Genomic DNA, 16269 nt, shown 5'->3' on the forward strand with positions numbered 1-16269 from the left:
GCTCCGTTATCCTTTCGATTTCGTGCGCGAAACCGTCGCCTCGGAGCGAACGCCGCACTAGGCTTCGGGCATGGCTCAGAACGCGCCCGAACCCTCCCCGAAACGCCCCGAACCTCGCACCGAAGGGAAATCCTCGGGCGAAACCGCGTCGATGGGCGAGGTGCCCGGCGACCTCGCGGCGCTCCGAGAGGCGACCCTCGCGTGGCGAAACGGCCCCGTCGCCAAGAGCTCGGCGAAGATGCCCCCTCGCCTCGCGCGGTTCTCCACGTGGAGCGACGCGGACGTGGCCGACCTCCGCACGCCGGCCGACGTGCCCATCGACTACATGCGTGATCTCGGCCTCCCCGGCGAGTACCCGTTCACGCGCGGCGTGCAGCCGACGATGTACCGGAGCCGCCTCTGGACGATGCGCATGTTCGCGGGCTTCGGCACCCCCGAGCAGACGAACGAGCGCTTCAAGTTCTTGCTCGAGCAAGGGCAGACCGGCCTCTCGACCGCCTTCGATTTCCCCACGCTCATGGGCTACGACTCGGACTCGCCGCGCTCGCTCGGCGAGGTGGGCATGTGCGGCGTCGCGGTCGACACCCTCCGGGACATGGAGGTCTTGTTCGACGGCATCCCGCTCGACAAGGTGACGACCAGCATGACCATCAACGGTCCGGCGATCGTGCTCCTCTGCTTCTACATCGCGCTCGCCGACAAACGCGGCATCCCACGGGACAAGATCGGCGGCACGGTCCAGAACGACTGCCTGAAGGAGTTCATCGCGCAGCACGCGTGGCTCGTCCCGCCGCGGCCCGCGATGCGCATCGTCACCGACATGATCGAGTTCTGCTCGACCGAGGTGCCGCGCTGGAACACCGTCTCGATCAGCGGCTACCACATCCGCGAGGCCGGAGCGACCGCCGCCCAGGAGCTCGCCTTCACGCTCGCGGACGGCGTCGGCTACGTGGAGAGCTGCCTCGCGCGCGGGCTCGACATCGACGACTTCGCGCCGAGGCTCTCGTTCTTCTTCGACGTCCACAACGACTTCTTCGAGGAGATCGCCAAGTTCCGCGCCGCGCGCAGGCTGTGGGCGCGCCTCATGAAAGAGCGGTTCGGCGCGAAGAAGGCCGAGAGCATGAAGCTCCGGACGCACGCGCAGACCGCGGGTGTCTCGCTCACGGCGCAGCAGCCCTACAACAACGTCGTGCGCGTCGCGCTCCAAGCGCTCGCCGCGGTCCTCGGCGGCACGCAGTCGCTCCACACGAACAGCCTCGACGAGACGTACGCGCTCCCCACCGAGGACGCCGTCACCATCGCGCTCCGCACCCAGCAAATCATCGCCGAAGAGACGGGCGTGCCGAGCACGATCGACCCGCTCGGCGGCTCGTACTTCCTCGAGGAGCTCACGACCAAGATGGAGGAGGAGGCCCTCGCGACCATCAAGCGCATCGACGAGATGGGCGGCATGGTCGCGGCGATCGAGAAGGGCTACCCCCAGCGCGAGATCGCGGCGAGCGCGTACCGCTTCCAGCGCCAGCTCGAGACGGGCGAGCGCGTGATGGTCGGCGTGAACAAGTACGTGTCGGACGAGCAGGGGTCGGCCATCCCGCTCCTCCGCATCGACGAGACGGTCCAGAAGACCCAGGTCGAGAACCTCCAGAAGGTCAAAACCTCGCGTGACGCCAAGGCCGTGGAGAGCTGCCTCGCCGCCGTGCGCAAGGCCGCCTCCGAGGGAGCGAACCTCATGCCGCCCATCATCGAAGCGGCCAAGGCCTACGCCACCCAGCAAGAGATCTGCGACGTCCTCCGGGACGTGTTCGGCACGTACACCGACCCCGCCGAGTTCTGAAAAACCTCGAGAACAAATGGGTTTTCGGGCGTCTCTCCCTCGGGAAAGGCGCCCGAGGTCGTTCCAGGCCCCGAAAAGCCGCGATTTTCCCGGGGACAAGGGCCAAAACCACTCCGAAACCCGCCCCGAGAAGTCAAGAAAACGACATGTAGTACCCCGTATGACCTTGTCGTTGACGCGGCGCATGCTAGAGCGGCGCGCATGATGACGACGACGTTCCGTGCGGCCCTGGTCTCGCTCCCGCTGCTCGCTCTCGCGGCCCTCTCGGGGTGTGCCGCCGAGGCGTCGGACGAGCCCGAGGTGACCGAGTCGGAGGACGCGCTCGCCGCCAAGGCCGACGAGCACTGGTTCTACAATGGCGCGCTCCCGGCGCTCGAGCAGCCCGCGGTCACGGTGTCTCTCAAGGGGCACACGGCCCGCCTCACGGGCCTCCTGCCCACGGGCAAGGAGCTCCCCGCGCTGCCCCACGTGAAGACCTCCGTCGAGAACGGTCGGGTCCGCGTCGACGCCGTCTACCCCATCGCGACGGCGCGCCCCGGCAAGTCGAACTCGCGCCCGGGCACCTACGCGTTCCACTGGGCGAAGCCCTACCGCCCGGACGGGTCGGCCTTCACGCAGGACGAGGGCGAGCACTTCGTCCCCTGGGGCGGGTTTCCGTTCATCGCGTACGACGGCGGCATCGCCCTCCACGGGCCCATCACGGCGACCGACAACGCCGCTCCCGGCGAGCTCTCGGTGTGGGTGCTGAAGCGCGGCACGGTGTCGGGCGGTTGCAACCGCATGCTCGGCGAGCACGTGGTCGAGCTCACGCACGCGATCGGCGTCGACATGCGCAAGGTCTATGGGGCGAACGTCGGCTTCCGCCCCGCGACCCCGGCCAAGGTCACCGTCGTCGCCGACTACGACAAGTACGACGGGAAGCTCGTGGACGTGGACTACCCGACGGACGTCGGCGTCGTGCGCCCGGGCAAGGTCGTGGGCGCCGACAAGGTCGCCATGTTCGGCTCGTGGGTCGCCTCCGAGCTCCCGAACGGCCAGGATCTCCCCCCGAACATGAAGTGGGAGGGCGGGGTCGCCAACGATTGGTACGTGTTCGCCGAGCACGTCCTGCCGAACACGGTGTGCTCGGCGCCGAAGAGCGACCTCACGAAGCTCAAGGCGTTCGTGGCCCGAAAGGGCGGCGTTCCGATGAACTTCTGCGCGAAGAAGGCGTGCTACCTCGACGCGATTCGCGCCGGGCGCGAGCCTTCGTGCCGGTGAGAGCGGGAACGTAGCTCCCCGCGAGGTGTCGGAGCCGGGATGCGCGCTCGCTCCGTCGGTCTTCGTGTCGTCGCTCGGCTCTTCGTCGTCCTCGTGGCGAGCGGCTGCGGAGCCTCGTCGCGCGAGACGCCGGCACGTGCGCCCCACCCGAGCGCGGCCCTCGGGGACGAGCCCTCCACGGCACAGCCCACGACGCCCAGCGCTTCGTCACCTCTCGAGACGAAAATCGAAGCTCCGAGCCCGTCGGCCTCGGCCTCGGCGATCGCGCCCGAGGGCCCCTCGAAAACCGTGTGCGTGGGGAAGGCCCGCCCCGCGCGACCCGCGGCCGCGACCTGCTGCTACCCGGCGATGGAGCCCATTCGTGCCGCCATGCGCGCGCTACGCCCCCGCTTCGTCGAGTGCCTCACGCGCCACGGCGACCCCGAGGGCCGCGTGCTCCTGCGCATCGCGGTCGGGACGAGCGGCGAGCCGGACGAGGTCTGCGGCGAGAGCACGATCGTCGATCCGTCCGGCGCTTTCCTGCGATGCGTGGTCGAGGCCGCTCGAGCCGCGCGGCTTCCCGCGTCGAGCGACGCGCAGGAGCGCGTGTGCGGCTCGATGCGACTCGCCTACCCCGTCCAATTTTCACGAAGCATATCCAGCCCTTAGAAAAATCGACGTGGCTTTCGAAAGTGGGCGCCCTCCGCCGACGACACGGAGGCATGGTCGGCGTATTCCCGCCGGCCGAGGAGCCTCTCGATGAACGACTCGACCCTCGCGCCCGTGCCCTCGTCCCCCAAGTCCGACACCGGCTGGCTCTTGGCGATCGCGCACTTCGGCACCTGCTTCTCGTGGTTCTTGGCGCCCCTCTTCGTGTGGCTCTACGTGCGGAGCGCGGCCCCGGAGCTCCGGACGCGCGCGCTCGCGGTCCTGCTCTGGTCGCTCCTCGGGACGGCCCTCGCCGCGGTGACGTGCGGTCTCGCCGTGCCGGTCTTCCTCGTGGTGCACGTGTGGGCCGGAATCAAAGAGCTCCGCGACGAGCCGTTCGAGTACCCGCTCGCGTCCGACTTCGCGCGGAGGCTCGAGGCCTGAGCGCCGTCCCTTACGCGACGATGACCTCGGCGACGCTCTCCACGCGGGAGGGCGTCGCGAGGAGCGCGGCCATCGCGGGGACCAGGATCTCGCGAAACGTGGATTCCCGCAGCCTCGCGACGTGCGAGGCCCCGAGACGACCGTGAGCCTCGAGCATGCTCGCGGCGTCGTCCCCTTCGGAGGCTGGCACGTGGGCGGCGCGGCGCGCTTCGTCGAACGCGGATTGGGCGGCATCGCGCGCCGGTGCTCCGCCCACGCCGATCGCCCACGCGACGACCCGGAACGCGAAGGCGGCGTGGACCCTCTCGTCCTCGGCGATGCGCGAGAGCACGGCGCGCGCACAAGGTTCCGTGCAAAGGAGCGCGCTCTCCGCCGCGACGAGCGCCGCGAACGACTCCCCGACGCAGCCGTCACGGACCGTCGCGGCGACGAGCTCTTCGAGGGTGGTCGCGAGACCTTCCGACCCGGCGAGGGCGAACGGCGCAGGTCCCATGGGCGACGAGGACGGGTCCACCGCGCGCGCGAGGCCGAACGCGAGGCGCGCGTGCTCGATCTCGTCGAGCGCGGCCTCGTGGGCGCCCCGGACCAACGAGGGCGGCGCCCCGAGCGCTACGAGCTCCAGCGAGAGCCGGGCGAACGACGCGATCGACGCGTGCTCCATGGCGGCGTCCGCGAGCCACGCGTCACGGAGCCGAGCCGCGAGCGCACCCTCGAGCGGCGCGACGACCTTTGCATCGAAGAGCCCCCAGTCGCCGCGAGGAACGAGCCGAGGGACCCTCGGGATCCCCTCGACCACGAGAGGCCCCCACAGGGTGGGACAGGCCCCTGACAGATCTCGTAGCAGCACTCCCCTTTTCGCGCGAAAGGCCCTTTCAGCAGGGTCATCCCGCTGCACGACGTCGGCATTTCGGAGCGCGCGACACACCCTGCCGCATCGTAGCGCGTGGTGTCCCGAGCGCCGGGAGGCGGAGCCGGCACGTTGGCGAACGTGGGCGGCGGCCGATACGACGGGATGCAGTACGACGTCGTGGCCTTGCACCACGACGGCTTCGGCGTGGGAGGCTCGGGGGGCGCGGGAGCCTGCACGACGGACGGCGTGGGTGTGGGCGTGGGCGTGGGCGTGGGTGTGGGCGTGGGCGTGGACGCGACACTCGCTACGACGGGGGTGACCCGCGGCTCCAAGGCAGCTCCTGCATCACCGGGCTGCCCCTCGATCGCGGCGATGCCGCCGTCGGGTCGCGCCGCCTCGGCCGGCGGAGGGAGCGGCGCCGGGGCCTCGGGTTCCTTGCATCCTACATACAACGCCGGGCTCACCGCGAGCGCGGAGAAGATGGCACATCGGATGATCTCGGCGGACATGCGCGCTCCTCTCGATGGGGGTGACCGCATGGTACCATCGTGCCCACGTGAGCGAGCTACGGACCCACGGCGGTGACGAGGGACCGGCCCGCTGCGCCTTCTGCGCGGCCGAGGCGGCGGGGCCCTGCGCGTCGTGCCTCACCCCCGTGTGCGGGAGCTGCTGCACGCTCACCGAAGGGACGTCGCGCCCATGGGCCATCTGCCTCGAATGCGACAGAAAGAAGGGGCGGAGCCTCGCGGCGTCGTGGGCTCGGTTCGGGGCATTTTTGCTCGGCATCCTCGCCGCGCTGGGGCTCGCGGTCGCGGCGCTCCACGCCTTCGCGCGCTGAAGGCCCGAGCCACGATTCGCCGTCGGCCAGGCGCGTCGCCCGACAGGATGACGCGCGCCGATTCTCCCTTCCCCGCGCGCCGCACCCGCCCCACCCTGGAAGCATGACCACCGCGGGCACGAACGGGACCTTCGCCACGACGAGCCTCGCGAAGCTACGGCTGCCGAGGCGCGGCCTCACACGAACCCTCGCGAGCCTGTTCGTGCGCTACCGCGTCGCGCGTCGCGCGGAGGCCGGGGAGGCCGCGACCTACCGCGTGTCGGCTCGCCCGACCGAGTCCGGACAGCTCGCAGTACCCGAGGTCGCGCGCGCCGCCGAGCGGCTCGGTCTTCGGTACCTCGGGGTCTCGGAGTTCCTCGGGCTCGTGGGGTTCATCCCGCGTGACGTGTGGGTGTCCGAGTGCGGCCGGGTGCTCGTGTCGGCGCGGCGCGCGACGGCAGGCGGTATCGAAGGTCAGATGTCGCCGTACATCGTGAGCTCGGTGCTCGACGATCGCACGGCGCTCGAGACCTACGGCAAGTCGCCAGCGCCCATCCCGTCGTCGGAGAACGTGCTCGTGCTCGGGGGTCGCGGAGACCTCGAGGCGGACGTCGCGCTCCACCTCACGATGCTGAAGGACCAGATGGACGCCCACCCCGAGGCCTCCCCCGTGGTGATCCACACGATCGACGAGGCCGTCGCGCTCTGGAACGTGTGGGACGTGGACATCGGCTCCCTCGCCTGCGCAGAGCAGATCGTCAGCGTGCGCCTCACGGCCTACGGAGCGGTGGTCGGGCTCGTCTTCGCGCTCGTGTGGGCCCTCACCCACGTGCGCTAGGTTGCGCAAAATTTTCGCGTTCGAAGAACCTCGGTTCTCGTCGGGGAGGCGGAGACCCTCTTCTCCCTTGACCGCAGGCGCAAAATCCTATTTCTGGCGCGAGCTTGTCCTCGCGAGCCGTTGGCGCGAGGCGGCGTTCGGTGCCGCGGCATGAGGCCGCGCGTGTCGCCCAAGGCCCTTCCGAAGGAAGCAACGTTTCGTGGACTTTTTGCCCCATTCCGCCATCGGCACGGGCGTGCTCGCCCTGGTCGTCGCGCTCGGCCTCTACTTCCGCGTCAAGTCCGTCCCCGAGGGGAACGAGCAGATGGCGCGTATCGCGCGCTACATCCGCGAAGGCGCGATGGCGTTCCTCGTGCGCGAGTACAAGGTCCTCGGGATCTACGCCGCCGTGGTCTTCGCCGCCCTCGCCGCCGCTCTCAGCGTCGAAGCGGGTCTCGCCTTCCTGTCGGGAGCGTTCTTGTCGCTGCTCGCCGGCTTTTTCGGGATGAAGGCGGCGACGTACGCGAACGTGCGCACGGCCGAGGCGGCCCGCTCGAAGGGCAAGGCGGAGGCGCTGCTCACCGCGCTCGACGGCGGCGCCGTCATGGGCCTCTGCGTCGCGGGGCTCGGCCTCATCGGCATGGGCATCGTCTACCTCGTGTACCGTAACGCCGAGGCGCACAAGCTCGGCACGGTCATCCACTCCTTCGCCGTCGGCGCGAGCAGCATCGCGCTCTTCGCGCGCATCGGCGGCGGCATCTACACGAAGGCGGCCGACGTCGGCGCCGACATCGTCGGCAAGGTCGAGGCGAACATCCCCGAGGATGACCCGCGTAACCCTGGCGTCATCGCGGACAACGTCGGCGACAACGTCGGCGACATCGCCGGCATGGGCGCGGACATCTACGAGAGCTACGTCGCGGCCGTGGTCGCCGCGATGGCCCTCGGCCTCACCATTCCCCAGGCGGAGCTCCAGTCGCTCGCGCCGGGCGAGACGGACGAGAAGAAGCTCCGCTTCATCGCGGTGGCCCTCCCGCTCCTCCTCGCGACGGTCGGCCTCGTCGTGTCGATCGTGGGCATCTTCATCACCCGCGCGATGAAGAACCTCCCGCCGGCCCGCGTGCTCCGCCTCGCGCTCATCGTCCCGCCGTTCCTCGTGATCGCGGCGTCGTTCCCCGTGCTCGGCAAGCTCGGCATCAGCCAGACCGCCGTCATCGTGCTCGCCGCTGGCGCGCTCGGCGGCGCCATCGTCGGCCTCATCACCGACTACTACACGTCGATGGGCCCCATCGAGCGCATCGCCAAGGCCTCGCTCACCGGCCCCGGCACGAACGTGATCTCCGGCCTCGCGGTCGGGCTCGAGTCGGTCGCCATTCCGATCCTCACGCTCTGCATCGTCGGCGCGGTCTCGAATCACTATCTCGGCCTGTACGGCATCGCCCTCTCGGCCGTCGGTATGCTCGCCGGCACCGCCATCGTCATGACGGTCGACGCGTACGGCCCCATCGCCGACAACGGCGGCGGCATCAGCGAGATGAGCGGCCTCGGCAAAGAGGTCCGCGACATCACCGACGAGCTCGACGCCGTCGGCAACACGACGGCCGCCGTCGGCAAGGGCTTCGCCATCGGCTCGGCCGTGCTCACGGTCGTCGCGCTCTTCGCGGCGTTCAACATGGAGGTCAACGCGGTCCGCAAGGTCAACCATATGGAGGGCCTGTCGCTCAACATCACCGACGCCAAGGTGCTCATGGGCATCCTCTTCGGCGCCATCCTACCGTGCCTCGTCGGCGCCACCACGATGACCTCCGTCGGCAAGGCCGCCGGCGCCATCGTCGAGGAAATCCGTCGTCAATTCCGTGAGATCCCGGGCCTGCTCGAGGGCAAGCCGGGCGTCGATCCGGAGCCCAAGAAGATCGTCGACATCGCGACCACCGCGGCCATCAAGGAGATGATCCTCCCGGGCGCGATCGCGGTGCTCGCCCCGGTCGTCGTGGGCTACGCGTTCGGACCTCAGCTCCTCGCGGGCATGCTCGCCGGCTCGCTCGCCGTCGGCGCCACGCTCTCGCTCATCATGGCGAACGGCGGCGGCGCGTGGGACAACGCCAAGAAGTACATCGAGAAGGGCGGCCTCGAGGGCCACAAGAAGGGCTCGGACGCGCACAAGGCGGCCGTCGTCGGCGACACCGTCGGCGATCCCTTCAAGGACACCTCGGGCCCCGGCATCGCGATCCTCATCAAGGTCATGGGCGTCGTCTCGCTTCTGATTGCGCCGCTAGTCGCCCTCCGCTAGGGACGTCGGCGCTTCGGGGCGATACCTTCGGGAGGCCGGCGTCGGGCGTGCTCGCGTACGGGAGTACGCTCCGCGCGACCCTCCTTGGCCTCCCTCGGTCTCGCCCCGAATCGCTCGACGTCCCGGCTCCCGTTGGGTTGTTGGAGAGAGAGAGCCCCGACTTGCGTCGGGGCTTTTCTTGTTTGGCGCGTCGCTTTGCTCGCGCCCGCTTGCGCCTTCGGCGGCTCGCGGGGGCCGCTTGCGCCTTCGGCCTCGCGCCCGCTTGCGCCTTCCGCGGTTCGGGCTCCTCGCGTGGGCGGGCTCGGTGTAGAGCGAGGCATGCTCAAGCTCTCGCTGTCTCCCGAAGGGCGACGACGGACGACGTCGTTCCTCGCGCTCGCGGCGCTCGCTTCGGCGTCTTGTGGCGCTCTGCCGCCGAGGCCGAAGGGGGAGGCTCCGGCGAAGAAGTCGCTCGCGACGGCGGCGCTCGTGCCCTTCGAGGTCGCGAACGACGAGGACGTGGCTCGGGCGATACGTGAGTATTACACGAAGTTCGAGTACCGGATCCCGATGCGGGACGGGGTGAAGCTCCATACCCATGTGTACGTTCCGAAAGACGACGCCCACGTCTTTCCGATGATGCTCCAGCGAACGCCGTACGGCGTGCCCCCGTACGGTGTCGACAATGGGCCCGTGGCCTCGAATTCTCGGGTGCTTCGGCGGTTCGCGCCCCACCCGGCCATGATCCGCGAGGGTTACGTGTTCGTGCACCAAGACGTGCGCGGAAAGATGATGAGCGAGGGAACGTTCGTCGACGTGAGGCCACACCGCGCCGCCGGCGCCAACGGCCCGAACGACGTGGACGAGACCACCGACGCGTTCGACACCGTCGATTTCCTCGTCAAGAACGTGCCTCGAAACAGCGGCGACGTGGGCGTGTGGGGCATCTCGTACCCCGGCTTCTACGCGGCGCAGGCGGCGATCTCCGGCCACCCCGCGATCAAGGCCGTCTCGCCTCAGGCCCCCGTTACCGAGTGGTTCCTCGGCGACGACTTCCACCACAACGGCGCGTTCTTCCTCGCCGAAGCGTTCGACTTCTACTCGAGCTTCGGCAAGGTGCGCCCCAAGCCCGTGCCGAAGGCCACGTGGGGCTTCGACTACGGCACGGGAGATCTCTACGACTTCTTCCTGCGCCTCGGTCCGCTCGCGCGCACGAACGAGGTCCATTTCGAGGGCAAGCTCCCCTTCTGGAACGATCTCTTCGCCCACGGCTCCCGCGACGACTTCTGGAAGGCACGCGACCCTCGGCCCCACTACCGCACCGTCAAACCCGCCGTGCTCACAGTGGGCGGCTTCTTCGACGCGGAGGACCTCTGGGGCTCCCTCGAGACGTACAAGGCCTTCGAGACGCAGAGCCCGGGAGCCAAGAACCACCTCGTCATGGGCCCGTGGCGGCACGGCGGGTGGGCGCGCTCCGACGGCGACAAGCTCGGCGCCCTCTCGTTCGCCCAGAAGACCTCCGTGCAGTACCACGAGCGCGTCGAGGCCCCGTTCTTTCGTAAGTACCTGAAACACCAAGGAGATCTCGCGCTCGCCGAGGCCACCTGCTTCGAGACGGGCACGAACGAATGGCGGCGCTTCGACGCGTGGCCTCCGCGCGAGGCGGTCGCGAACCACGTGTACTTTGCACCCCAAGGCGCGCTGTCGACGAAGTCCCCCGGCACGGCCACGTCCGGCAGCGACGCGTACACGAGCGACCCGAAGAAGCCCGTTCCGTACCTCGGGAGGCCGTCCGCCGAGGTCGACGCGACCTACATGGTGGAGGACCAGCGCTTCGCGAGCCGAAGGCCCGACGTGCTCGTCTACGAGAGCCCGAAGCTCACCGAGGACCTGACCTTGGCCGGCCCCGTCGACGTCGACCTGTGGGTGAGCACGACCGGGACCGACGCCGACTTCGTCGTGAAGCTCGTCGACGTGCTCGGCGACGACGCGCAAGATCCGGAGCCGAACCCTACGGGCGTCAAGATGGGCGGATACCAGGCGCTCGTCCGGCTCGAGGTGATGCGTGGCAAGTTCCGCGACGGGTTCGACGCGCCGAAGCCGTTCGTGCCCGGGCAGCCCACGCGGGTTCGGTTCTCTCTCGCCGACGTGCTCCACACGTTCCGCCCCGGGCACCGGCTCATGGTCCAGGTGCAGTCCTCCCTCTTCCCGTTGGTCGACCGCAATCCGCAGACGTTCTGCGACATCTACGCGGCCAAAGAAGACGACTTTCGCCCGGCGACGCATACGCTGCTTCGCACCCCCGAGCACCCCTCGAGCCTCGGGGTGCGTGTGCTGCGCGGCAAGCTGCCGTTCTGACCCCGCCCGGGCGCGCCGGTGCTAAGGTGCCCGGCGCTGCCATGGCTGCCTACGTTTTTCCGTTCGAGAAGCCCATCGTCGCCATCGCCCAACGCGTGAGAGATCTCCGCGCGCTCACGGACACCGATCCCAAGCTCTTGCCCGAGCTCCGCAAGCTCGAGGACAAGGCGAACCGCCTCGCGCGCGCCCTCTTCAAGGAGCTCACGCCCTGGCAGAAGGTGCAGCTCTCGCGGCACCCGAATCGTCCCTACACGCTCGACTACGTGAACGCGCTCTTCACCGATTTCGTCGAGCTCGCCGGAGACAGGCTCTACGCGAACGACGCGTCGATCGTGGGCGGAATGGCTCGATTTCGTGGGCGCAGCGTCGTCGTCGTGGGCCACCAGAAGGGGCGCGGCGCGAAGGAGAACGTGAAGCGCAACTTCGGTATGCCGCACCCCGAGGGCTACCGAAAGGCCCAGCGCCTCTTCGACCTCGCGTCGCGTTTCGGCCTCCCGCTCTTCACCTTCATCGACACCCCGGGCGCGTACCCGGGCCTGGGCGCCGAAGAGCGCGGTCAGAGCGAGGCCATCGGCTCGTGCCTCGCGGTCATGAGCCGCGTGCGTGTGCCCATCGTCGCGACCATCATCGGGGAAGGCGGCTCGGGCGGCGCCCTCGCGCTCGGCGTGGCGAACCGCGTGAACGTGCTCGAGTACGGCACCTACAGCGTCATCACGCCCGAGGGGTGCGCGTCGATCCTCTGGAAGGACGGCGCGAAGGCCGAGCTCGCCGCCGAGAGGCTCAAGATCACGGCTCACGACCTGCTCGCGCTCCGCGTGGTGGACGAGGTCGTCGACGAGCCTCCGGGTGGCGCGCATCAAGATCCCGAGGCTGCCGCGAAGTCCGTGGGCGAGTCGCTCGCGCGCGCCCTCGTGGACCTCGATCGCCTCTCGCCGACCGAGCTCGTCGAACAACGCTACGAGCGGTTCCGAGCCCTCGGGACCTACGGCGGAGAGCTCACGCTCTGAACGTTTCGTCGTCGGACGAGGACGGGCACCCCACGCCCGACATGGTCACACGTCCGACCACCATGGACGACCCGTCGCGTCACGTCGTGTGGCGCGTTGCGGCGCAAAAAAAGGCACAAAACCTCGGAAATTCACCCGGGGTCACCTGTTCCGTGTCGTTCCGTATGCTATGAGCGGGGACAATGTCCGTAAGTCTCCCCCTCGATGGAACCGTCACGATCGTCACCGGCGCGAGCCGGGGAATCGGCGAGGCGATCGCCCGGGCCATCGTGGCGGCCGGCGGTAAGGTCGTGCTTGCGTCGCGCAAGATCGAGTCGCTCGAGCCCATCGCGCGCTCCCTTGGTGACGCGGCGTTCGCCGTGGCGGCGCACACGGGGCGCGAGGCCGAGTGCGACGCCCTCGTCGACGCGGCCGTGAAGAAGTTCGGCAAGGTCGACGGGCTCGTGAACAACGCGGCGGCGAACCCGTACTTCGGCCCCCTCGTCGACACCGACATGGGCGCCTGGGAGAAGACCTTCGAGGTCAACGTGAAGGGCTACTTCTGGATGGCGCGCGGGGTGATCCGGCACCTCCAGTCGCGCAGCGCGAAGGGCTCGATCGTGAGCGTCGCGTCGGTGGCCGGGCTCGAGGCCGCGCCGATGATGGGCGCCTACGGCATGACCAAGGCCGCCGTCCTGTCGATGACGAAGACCCTCGCCGTCGAGCTCGGCGGTCAGGGTATCCGCGTGAACGCGATCGCCCCGGGGTTCGTCGACACCCGCTTCGCCGCCGCGGTCGTCCAGAACGACTCGCTGCTCACCGAAGTGAAGAAAAAGACGCCTTTGGGCCGCGTCGCCGCCCCGGAAGAGATCGCCGGGGGTGTCGTCTTCCTCCTCGGAAACGGCGCCAGTTATTTGACAGGGCACACCCTTGTGATCGACGGAGGTATGACGGTGTCCTGAGAAGGCACCCCTTACCGCCTCTTCGAAGACCAACGAAAATCGAAACTCGAGGGCCGCGTGGCCCTCATGCAAGTCGCCCTCATCGGCAATCGGGGCGTGTGTCGGGGACGTCGTGGCAACCATGCAGTCGGGCCTAGTCATCGTCGGGAAATACCGCCTGAACCAGCTCCTGGGGACGGGCGGCATGGCCGAGGTGTGGTCGGCGACCAACGTGTTCACGGAGCGCGAGTTCGCCGTGAAGTTCCTGAGCCCCGAGGTCGCCAAGACCCCGGAGCACGCGGCCCGGTTCCTCAAGGAAGCCAAGGTCTCCGCGCGGGTCAACCACCCGAACATCATCGACATTTTGGACGTCGGCCAGACCGACGACGGCAAGCTCTTCTTGGTGATGGAGCTCCTCTCGGGCGTGCCGCTCGAGGTGGCGATGCGCCGCCAGACGCCGCCGATGACGATCCCCGAGCTCGTGTTCGTCATGACCGAGGTCGCCTCGGCGCTCGCCGCGGCCCATCGCGCGGGCGTGGTCCACCGCGACCTCAAACCGTCGAACATCTACCTCCACCGCGATCACAAGTCGCACGCGGCGGTGCCGAAGCTGCTCGACTTCGGCGTGAGCAAATTCCTCGAGGACGGCGGCCCCAACGTGGCCCTCACGATGGCCGGCACGGTGCTCGGCTCGCCCCTCTACATGAGCCCGGAGCAGGCCCGCGGAGACTCGAACCTCGACGGCCGCACCGACGTGTTCGCCTTCGGGGCCATCTTGTTCGAGGCCCTCACCGGTCAGCGCCCGTTCGACGCGGCGAACTTCAACGCGCTCATCGTCAAGATCGCGACGACCCCCCCGAAGGACATCGACGTGATCGCGCCCGAGGTGCCCGACGCCCTCCGCGACGTCGTGAAGCGCTGCCTCGAGCCGCAGCGCGACCACCGCCTCGCCACCTTCGAGGCCGTCGCCGAGCGCCTCGTCGCGATCCTGCCCGACCTCGAGAAGGACCCGCGGCCGCTCCCTCCTCCGCAGACGATCCTCTCGACGGACGACCCCGACGCCACGAACGCGCTGCCGATCGTGCGCCCCGGCGATCGCCCGCTGTCGGTCCCGCCGCCCCCGGCCGCGGGCACGCCCCACTTCTCCGCGTGGCCCACGCCCACGCCTCACCTCTCGTACACGACGTCACCCGCATCTTTCGCGCCTCCCGCGTCGGCCCCCGCCGCGCACATGCGCTCGATCTACGCGGGCGGAGCGGCGGCCGCGGCGGCCATCGTCGTGCTGCTCGTGCTCCTCGTGACGGCGCTGCGCCGCGAGCCCACGGTCATCACGGTCGCCGGGCCCGCACAGATCACGTCGGCCTCGGCCCCTGCCCCCTCGGTGAGCTCCGATCCGGCCGTTCCGACCGTGGCCGTCGATACGCTCCCGGTCGCGTCCAAGTCCACGATTCCACTCGAAAAAGGCAAAGGGCGCCTCTTCATCTCGGCGGGCCCGAGCTGGTGCACCGTCACCGTCGATGGGGTCTCCAAGGGGCCGACGCCGCTCCCCGCGCTCGATCTCGCCCCAGGCACGCACCAGCTCCGCTGCGACGCGCCGAGCAAGAAATCCAAGACCGTGAGCGTCGTCATCCAAGAGGCGGCGACGGCGAACTACAAGTTTTCGATCGACTGACCTTGCCTGCGCGCTACCGTAGGTGGCATGCGGCTATCGAAGGTCTCGGGGTCACTTTCGGCGCTGGTGCTCGTGTGGGGAGCGATGGCCTTCGCGGCCTGCGGCGACTCCCTGGGGACCGACCCGGGTGACGCCTCGGCCGACGGCGCACCCACCGCGACCGCCACGGGGACGACCACCACGACCGGTACGACCCCGGTCCCCGACGCGGCCACGCCCGACGCGGCCACGCCCGACACGGGCCTCAAGGACGCCACGAGCGACGGGTCCCTCGACGCCACGACCGACGCCGACACGGACGCCACGACCGACGCCGGAGCGGACGCGACGGTCGACGCGAGCGACGCGGGCCCGGTCGTGCCGCCCGCGGTGCGTTTCGTCGGGAGGTGGGACACCCGCAGCGCCGCGGGGCCGCGCGTGGCCTACCCGGGGGCACGCATCGTCGCGCGGTTCCAAGGCACCGAAGTGTCCGTGACCCTCGACAACACGACCGGCTTCGCGGGAGGGCCGAGCCGTTACGACGTCCTCATCGACGGCGTGCTCGAGCCCGCGCAGCTCGTGACCCAAGTAGGTCAAGTGACCTACCCGCTCGCGTCGGGCCTCGCGGCGGGCACGCACACGGTGGAGCTCCTGAAGCGCACCGAGGGAAACCTCGGCGTCACCACGTTCATGGGCTTCGATTTCGGCGCCGGGGGCGCGCTGCTCGCACCGCCGCCCACGCCCACGCGCCGCATCGAGATCATCTCCGACTCGACGATCGACGGCTACGGCATCGAGGGCATGGGCCCGGTGTGCCCGGCGGGGACGCTCGAGGCGAGCCACAGCGCGCGCCTCGGCCTCGCGGGTCTCCTCGCGAGCGATCTCGGCGCCGACGCCCACATGATCGGGTACTCGGGCAAGGGGCTCACCCGCAACAGCTACCTCCCCGACACGGCCACGATGGGCGTGCTCTATCCACGCGCCCTGCCCGACGACGCGACGAGCCTTTGGGACTTCACCACGTGGACCCCGGACGTCGTCGTCATCTCGATCGGCGGGACCGACTTCAACGCCGGCGTGCCGAACATCGCGACGCTCTCGACGAAGTACGACGAGCTCGTGCAGATGGTCCGCACGTACGCGCCCGACGCGCACATCTTCATGACGATCTACGCGCAGCTCAAGGACTCGTACCCCGTCGGGTACAACGTGCGGACGAACCTGCGGACCGCGATCCAGAACGTCATCGCGGCGAACCCCGCCGACACGAAGCTCCACCTCTACCAGATGACCGAGAGCGTGCCGTCCCAGGAGACGGGCTGCCAGTACCACGGCAACTTGGCGCTCCACAGGACCCTCGCCACCGCGTTCGTGCCCGTCATCCGGGCGGCCACGGGCTGGTAAACCTCCGGAAC

Annotated in this window: 13 protein-coding genes; 12 read left to right on the forward strand and 1 reads right to left on the reverse strand. The window is 69.4% G+C overall.

Going from position 1 to position 16269, the window contains the following annotated elements; all coding sequences use genetic code 11:
- The first annotated feature begins 70 nt into the window (after positions 1–70).
- From IPK71_30930 to IPK71_30945, 4 genes are all read left to right on the forward strand, one after another.
- The gene (locus tag IPK71_30930) at positions 71–1834 is read left to right on the forward strand and encodes a methylmalonyl-CoA mutase family protein (protein MBK8218166.1); all 1764 of its coding nucleotides are present in this window, start codon (positions 71–73) and stop codon (positions 1832–1834) included.
- A 201-nt stretch (positions 1835–2035) separates the two neighbouring features.
- The gene (locus IPK71_30935) at positions 2036–3094 is read left to right on the forward strand and encodes a L,D-transpeptidase (protein MBK8218167.1); all 1059 of its coding nucleotides are present in this window, start codon (positions 2036–2038) and stop codon (positions 3092–3094) included.
- A 39-nt stretch (positions 3095–3133) separates the two neighbouring features.
- Positions 3134–3742: a hypothetical protein gene (locus IPK71_30940; GenBank protein ID MBK8218168.1), complete on the forward strand. Its 609-nt coding sequence runs from the start codon at positions 3134–3136 to the stop codon at positions 3740–3742.
- 90 nt (positions 3743–3832) lie between these two features.
- Positions 3833–4165: a hypothetical protein gene (locus IPK71_30945; GenBank protein MBK8218169.1), complete on the forward strand. Its 333-nt coding sequence runs from the start codon at positions 3833–3835 to the stop codon at positions 4163–4165.
- Positions 4166–4175: 10 nt separating this feature from the next.
- Here the strand turns inward: IPK71_30945 and IPK71_30950 are convergent, their stop codons facing one another.
- On the reverse strand, positions 4176–4961 hold the full coding sequence (locus tag IPK71_30950) for a hypothetical protein (GenBank protein ID MBK8218170.1): 786 nt from the start codon (positions 4959–4961) through the stop codon (positions 4176–4178).
- Positions 4962–5571: 610 nt separating this feature from the next.
- On the opposite strand from IPK71_30950, the gene IPK71_30955 reads away from it, so the two are divergent.
- The 8 genes from IPK71_30955 to IPK71_30990 all read left to right on the forward strand — a co-directional run bounded on the left by IPK71_30955 (position 5572) and on the right by IPK71_30990 (position 16258).
- Entirely contained in the window at positions 5572–5853 is a 282-nt protein-coding gene (locus IPK71_30955) for a hypothetical protein (GenBank protein ID MBK8218171.1), read from the forward strand.
- Between the two features lie 103 nt (positions 5854–5956).
- On the forward strand, positions 5957–6670 hold the full coding sequence (locus IPK71_30960; GenBank protein MBK8218172.1) for a hypothetical protein: 714 nt from the start codon (positions 5957–5959) through the stop codon (positions 6668–6670).
- Between the two features lie 199 nt (positions 6671–6869).
- The gene (locus IPK71_30965; protein MBK8218173.1) at positions 6870–8939 is read left to right on the forward strand and encodes a sodium-translocating pyrophosphatase; all 2070 of its coding nucleotides are present in this window, start codon (positions 6870–6872) and stop codon (positions 8937–8939) included.
- A gap of 318 nt (positions 8940–9257) precedes the next feature.
- On the forward strand, positions 9258–11276 hold the full coding sequence (locus IPK71_30970; protein ID MBK8218174.1) for a CocE/NonD family hydrolase: 2019 nt from the start codon (positions 9258–9260) through the stop codon (positions 11274–11276).
- 41 nt (positions 11277–11317) lie between these two features.
- Positions 11318–12283, forward strand: a complete 966-nt coding sequence (locus IPK71_30975) for an acetyl-CoA carboxylase carboxyltransferase subunit alpha (protein ID MBK8218175.1) — start codon at positions 11318–11320, stop codon at positions 12281–12283.
- A gap of 182 nt (positions 12284–12465) precedes the next feature.
- Positions 12466–13224, forward strand: coding sequence for a glucose 1-dehydrogenase (locus tag IPK71_30980; protein MBK8218176.1), 759 nt, complete (start codon positions 12466–12468; stop codon positions 13222–13224).
- Positions 13225–13345: 121 nt separating this feature from the next.
- Positions 13346–14875 carry a serine/threonine protein kinase gene (locus tag IPK71_30985; GenBank protein ID MBK8218177.1) on the forward strand — a complete coding sequence of 510 codons (1530 nt, stop codon included), beginning with the start codon at positions 13346–13348 and terminating at the stop codon, positions 14873–14875.
- 27 nt (positions 14876–14902) lie between these two features.
- Complete coding sequence (locus IPK71_30990) at positions 14903–16258, forward strand: hypothetical protein (GenBank protein MBK8218178.1); 1356 nt, start codon at positions 14903–14905, stop codon at positions 16256–16258.
- The last annotated feature ends 11 nt before the right edge of the window (positions 16259–16269 follow it).

It is taken from the genome of Myxococcales bacterium (assembly GCA_016712525.1).
GTDB lineage: Bacteria > Myxococcota_A > Polyangia > Polyangiales > Polyangiaceae > JAAFHV01.

Excerpts from the sequence above, each read along its gene's own strand:
- IPK71_30980 (MBK8218176.1), top strand. The coding sequence starts at position 12,466 with ATGTCCGTAAGTCTCCCCCTCGATGGAACCGTCACGATCGTCACCGGC.
- IPK71_30940 (MBK8218168.1), top strand. The coding sequence starts at position 3,134 with ATGCGCGCTCGCTCCGTCGGTCTTCGTGTCGTCGCTCGGCTCTTCGTC.
- IPK71_30985 (MBK8218177.1), top strand. The coding sequence starts at position 13,346 with ATGCAGTCGGGCCTAGTCATCGTCGGGAAATACCGCCTGAACCAGCTC.
- IPK71_30970 (MBK8218174.1), top strand. The coding sequence starts at position 9,258 with ATGCTCAAGCTCTCGCTGTCTCCCGAAGGGCGACGACGGACGACGTCG.
- IPK71_30960 (MBK8218172.1), top strand. The coding sequence starts at position 5,957 with ATGACCACCGCGGGCACGAACGGGACCTTCGCCACGACGAGCCTCGCG.
- IPK71_30975 (MBK8218175.1), top strand. The coding sequence starts at position 11,318 with ATGGCTGCCTACGTTTTTCCGTTCGAGAAGCCCATCGTCGCCATCGCC.
- IPK71_30945 (MBK8218169.1), top strand. The coding sequence starts at position 3,833 with ATGAACGACTCGACCCTCGCGCCCGTGCCCTCGTCCCCCAAGTCCGAC.
- IPK71_30935 (MBK8218167.1), top strand. The coding sequence starts at position 2,036 with ATGATGACGACGACGTTCCGTGCGGCCCTGGTCTCGCTCCCGCTGCTC.
- IPK71_30990 (MBK8218178.1), top strand. The coding sequence starts at position 14,903 with ATGCGGCTATCGAAGGTCTCGGGGTCACTTTCGGCGCTGGTGCTCGTG.
- IPK71_30930 (MBK8218166.1), top strand. The coding sequence starts at position 71 with ATGGCTCAGAACGCGCCCGAACCCTCCCCGAAACGCCCCGAACCTCGC.